The sequence below is a fragment of the Frankia sp. CcCS3 genome (assembly GCF_977927575.1).
Genome location: NZ_CDWRCL010000277.1, coordinates 1 through 4,677, shown reverse-complemented (window position 1 = coordinate 4,677; position 4,677 = coordinate 1). Strand labels below are relative to the sequence as shown.

Annotated in this window: 5 protein-coding genes; all 5 read right to left on the bottom strand. The window is 70.7% G+C overall.

The features are described 5' to 3' along the window. On the bottom strand, positions 1-1,445 hold a 1,445-nt coding region (locus tag AC08OQ_RS17780; protein WP_476612224.1), incomplete at its 3' end, for a cytochrome P450. 2 nt (positions 1,446-1,447) lie between these two features. Continuing rightward, entirely contained in the window at positions 1,448-2,092 is a 645-nt protein-coding gene (locus AC08OQ_RS17775; protein WP_476602113.1) for a GTP-binding protein, read from the bottom strand. After that, positions 2,073-2,447: a DUF742 domain-containing protein gene (locus AC08OQ_RS17770; protein ID WP_476594610.1), complete on the bottom strand. Its 375-nt coding sequence runs from the start codon at positions 2,445-2,447 to the stop codon at positions 2,073-2,075. Before AC08OQ_RS17770 ends, AC08OQ_RS17775 begins: the two co-directional genes overlap by 20 nt. Beyond that, a complete protein-coding gene (locus tag AC08OQ_RS17765) occupies positions 2,444-2,854 on the bottom strand; it encodes a roadblock/LC7 domain-containing protein (RefSeq protein ID WP_476602112.1) in 411 nt (136 codons plus the stop codon). The genes AC08OQ_RS17770 and AC08OQ_RS17765 overlap by 4 nt, the downstream gene beginning before the upstream one ends. Positions 2,855-2,857: 3 nt before the next feature. After that, positions 2,858-4,366, bottom strand: coding sequence for an ATP-binding protein (locus AC08OQ_RS17760; RefSeq protein WP_476602111.1), 1,509 nt, complete (start codon positions 4,364-4,366; stop codon positions 2,858-2,860). Between the last annotated feature and the right edge of the window lie 311 nt (positions 4,367-4,677).

Here is a 4,677-nt window from a genome sequence, read left to right as displayed (position 1 = left end):
CCGCGGAACATGCCGCCCAGCGAGGCCCAGAAGCCGCGGCGGGTGTCCACTCTGGCCTGCGCGTCGGCCTCGGCCACCGCCGCCAGCGCGTCCTTCGCGGCGCTCGGCTCGACCACCGGGGCGGAGAACGCCGGGGCGGCTGGCGCAGACTGCGGGGCGGGGCGGCGCTGCGGGGCGAACTTGACCGGGAGCGCGTCAAGGTGCCGGGACCAGGTCGAGGCGGTCCAGGTCAGCTGCTCCTCCGGCACCGTGAGGTGCAGGTCGGGTAGCCGGTTGAGCAGCACGTCGACGCCGGTGTCGGTGATGGCGCGGGCGATCTCCTGTCCCGAGCACTCGTGCGGGCCCCGGCTGAACGCCAGGTGCGAGCGGTTGCCGTGCATCGGCGCGTCGAGATCCGGACGGATCTCCGGATCTGCGTTGCCCGCCGCGATGCCGAGCAGCAGCATGTCGCCCTCGCGGATCTCCTTGTCGGCGAAATGCATGTCGTGCATGGCGAACCGCGCCGGGCAGACCAGCAGCGGCGGATCGTCCCACAGCATCTGCTCGACCGCGTCCGGCAGCGTCATGAGCCCGCCGGCGAGCGACGCGCGGAAGCGGGGGTCAGTCAGCACCATCCGCAGCGTGTTCGAGACCAGGTTCGTCGTGGCCTCGTAGCCCAGCACGATCACGAGGCGCAGGTGGTTGAGCACCTCCTCGTCGTTCAGCCCCGAGGGGTGCTGGACGAACCAGGACGCCAGGTCGTGCGCGGGGGCCCTGCGCCGCTCCTCGGTCAGCGACCGCAGGGTGCCGATGATGTACTGGTTGTGCGCGTACGCCTCCTCGCCGCCGCTGACCATGCCGACGATGGCCTCGACCAGTTTCCGGCCGTACCCCTCGCTCAGGCCGACCAGCCGGCTCAGCACGAGCATCGGAAGGTAAACGGCGAACTGGGTCACCAGGTCCGCGCGGCCGTCCTCGACAAAGCCGTCGATCAGCTGGTTCGCGTAGCGATGGACGTGCCGCCGGGTGCCGTGCCGGTCGAACCTGGTCAGGCACTCGTTGACCGCGGCGCGCAGCCGCGCATGTTCCTCGCCATCGTAGGACACGACGTCGGGACGCCATCCGATGAGCGGAAGCAGCGGGTCGTCCGCGGCGATCCTGCCCTCGTTCCAGTCCCGCCAGAGCCGGGCGTCCCGGGTGAACCGGCTCGGGGTGCGAGCGACCTCCATGTTCTCCCGGTAGCCGAGCACCAGCCAGGCCGGGACGCCACCCTCGAGTTCCACCGGGGCGATCCCGCCGTGTTCCGCGCGGAGCTTCTCGTAGACCGCGCCGGGATCGTGCTGCGCTTCCGGGCCGTAGAGCGCGGTCCGTGCGGCATCCTGCGCGAAGGCCGCGTGCGCCGGACACCCCGGCGGCGGGATCGCAGCGCCTGATTCCGCGCCTGCTTCGGGAATGGATGTTGACACACTTACTCCGTGGCGGCCGAGGCGGCCACCGGGGCCGCGGATTGGGTGGACAGCCAGTACAGGTAGCGCATGAGGGCCAGCAGGGTGTCCCGGCTCGAGGCCCGGCTGCGCGCGTCGCACGCGACGATCGGCACGGCGGCCGGCAGATCCAACGCGGCACGGACCTCGTCCAGCGGGTGGTTCGGGGCGTCCGGGAAGACGTTGATGGCCACGATGAACGGCACGCCGCCGTCTTCGAGCCGCCCGATGACGTCGAAGCTGGCCTCGAGCCGCCGGGTGTCGACCAGCACGACCGCGCCAAGGGCTCCCTCGAACAGGCCGGTCCACAGGAACCAGAAGCGATGCTGTCCGGGCGTGCCGAACAGGTAGAGCACCAGTTGCTCGTTGATGGTGATCCGGCCGAAGTCCATGGCCACGGTGGTCGCATCCTTCTGCTCGACCCCGCGGACGTCGTCCACCCCGACGCTGACCTCGGTCATCGTCTCCTCGGTCGTCAGCGGTCTGATCTCGCTGACGGAGCCGACCAGGGTCGTCTTGCCGACGCCGAACCCGCCGACCACGACAATCTTGACCGCGGTGGCGGCCGAGGCGGGCAGCGTGTCCTCGCGTGCCGGCCCGACGGCCAACTCAGAGCCTCTGGAGTCCATTCATCACCGCCTTGAGCAGTTCAGGATCGCCGATTCCTTCCATGCGCACCGAGGCGCGCACCTCGACGAGCGAGTCCCTGAGCAGGTCGGAGACCAGGATGGCGACTACGCTGAACGGCAGCTTGAGGTACGCCGAGATCTCCGCCATGGACAGGGGCCAGTGACACATGCGCAGGATGGACGCGTGTTCCGGCTGCATCTCGGGCCGGGCCGCGGCCCGCGCCACCACGAGGGTGATCAGGTCGATGTCGGCCCGGCGGCCCGAGGCGCCGCGCCCGCCGGTGAGGACGTACAGGCGCTCGGGACCGCCCTGCTCCCAGGCGGAGGACGCGTCGTTGATCGGGGACGGGGTCACCCGGCCGTCCTCTCCTCCATCCGCGGCGGGCTGGTGAGATGCTCACCGATACGTGCGACCAGGTTGCGCATCTGCTGTCCCATCAACCCCGCGTCCACCCCTTCGTCGGCCAGCACCGCGAGGTACGTGCGCGCGCCGGCCGCCATGAGGTAGAAGAATCCCCCGCCCACCTCGATTACCACGAGCCGCATCCGCTTGTCCCCCTGCGGGAACTCGGCGCCGACGGCGGCGGACAGGCTCTGCAGGCCGGTGCACGCGGCCGCGAGGCGGTCGACGGTGTCCACATCCGTGTTGTACTGGGCCATGCGCAGGCCGTCCGCGGTCAGGACGATGATATGCCGGGTGCCCGGCACGCTCTCCGCAAGGTCCTTGAGCATCCAGTCCATGCTGGGCCGCAAGTGGTCCATCGGCTACTCGCCTTCCTTACTCGACGCATCGTCAGTCAAAGCGTGCTGGGTGCTCGTGCCCTCGCCGGAGACCGCGTTCTGGAACGCGGCAAGCCACAGTCCGGGCGGCGGGGGCGGCGCGGCGGGAGCGGATGCGTTACTCGACACGGGCGGGGACGGGGCGGCGGACTGCAGCCCGCGCGGCGCGGTCAGGCTCCGCTGGCTGCCGCTCCCGCCGAGCGGGGCGGTGACGCCGCGCCTGCGCTGCGGCAGGCCGTTGTTGTTGATCTTGATGTGCTGCGGCTCCTCCGGCTCCAGGGCGATGGCGGGCATCAGCGTGTTCGGGTTCGGCCGGACCGCGGCGCCCGGGCTGGCCGCGGACAGCGGCACGGCGGTGGCCAGGTCGCGTGGGATGATCAGCACGGCGCGCACGCCGCCGTACGCCGAGGGCCGCAGCGAGACCTGAAAGCGGTGGGTCTGCGCGAGCCGACCGACCACGGACAGGCCGAGGCGCGGGTTCCCGTCGAGGTCGGCGAGGTCGAGGCCCGACTTGACTTCGGCGAGCACCCGCTCGGCGCGCAGCCGGGCCTCCTCGCCGAGGCCGACGCCGCCGTCCTCGATCTCGACCGCGATCCCGGACTGCACCTCGACCGCGGTCATGTGCACGCGGGTCTGCGGCGGCGAGTATCGGGTGGCGTTGTCCAGCAGCTCGGCGAGCGCGTGGATGAGCGGTTTGACGGTGGGTCCTGAGATGGCGACCTCGACCACTGAGTGCAGTTCGACGCGTTGGTAGTCGATGATCCGGGACATCGCGCCGCGCAGCACGTTGAACAGCGACACCGGATGCTGCCACTGCCGGCCGGGGCGGGATCCGCCGAGCACGGCGAGCGAGTCGGCGAGCCGGCCGATCAGCGCGGTGCCGTGGTCGAGGCGGAGCAGGTCGTCGAAGACATCGGGGTTCCCGCCGTGCCGCTCCTCCATCTCGCGCAGATCCTGGAACTGCTGGTGCACGATGGCCTGGACGCGACGGGCGACGTTGACGAACGCGCGCTGCGAGGAGTCGCGCAGGTCCTCTTCCGCCTTGACCGCTTCGAGGACCGAGCGGACCACGTCGTCGTGCGCCTTGATGAACGCGGCGCCGAGGGCGGGCGACTGGCTCGAGCCGGACAGCGCCTCCTCGACCGAGTCGCCGCGGTGCAGCCGACTGATCGCGGCGGGCAGCACCTCGACGGCGAGGCGGCTGGTCTCGGCCTCCTGTATCTCCAGGCGGTGCACGAGCTCCTGCTCGGTGGCGGCCTGCCGACGGCGCAGATGGACGATCTCGTGCCCGCGGCGGCGGATCTCGGCGCAGGCCAGGCCGATCGCGACCGCCGCGACGAGGCCGCACACGGCAACAGCGCGCCGGGCGTGCGGGGCGACGAGAAGGATGGCGGCCACTGTACAGAGTGCGGTCAGGGGTGCCGCTACCAGAGCACTGTAGACGACGGAGAAGTCGCCTTCCGAGCCACGAGGTGACGGTCGCTTGCGTTTCATTCGCAGAACCTTGGTCTGATCGTGGGCGTGTGTCGGTGACCGACGGGGACGGGGAGAACAGTCACGGGCGCGGCCCGCGGAGAGACTCGCGCGCCGACGAGGGCCCGACGGCGATGTTCTGACTGGGCACGCGGCCACCTTGCTCAGTGTTCGCGGTTCTGATGTCTCTCCGGACGGGTCTGACGTTATATCCAGGGCTTCGGCGAGACCGCACCGCGCCGCTATCAGTGACCTTGAGTAGCCGGCCGCCGCTGTACATCCGGTCGAACTTCGCCGAGATCGATCATGGTCGATGTGCGTCGCGCCCTACC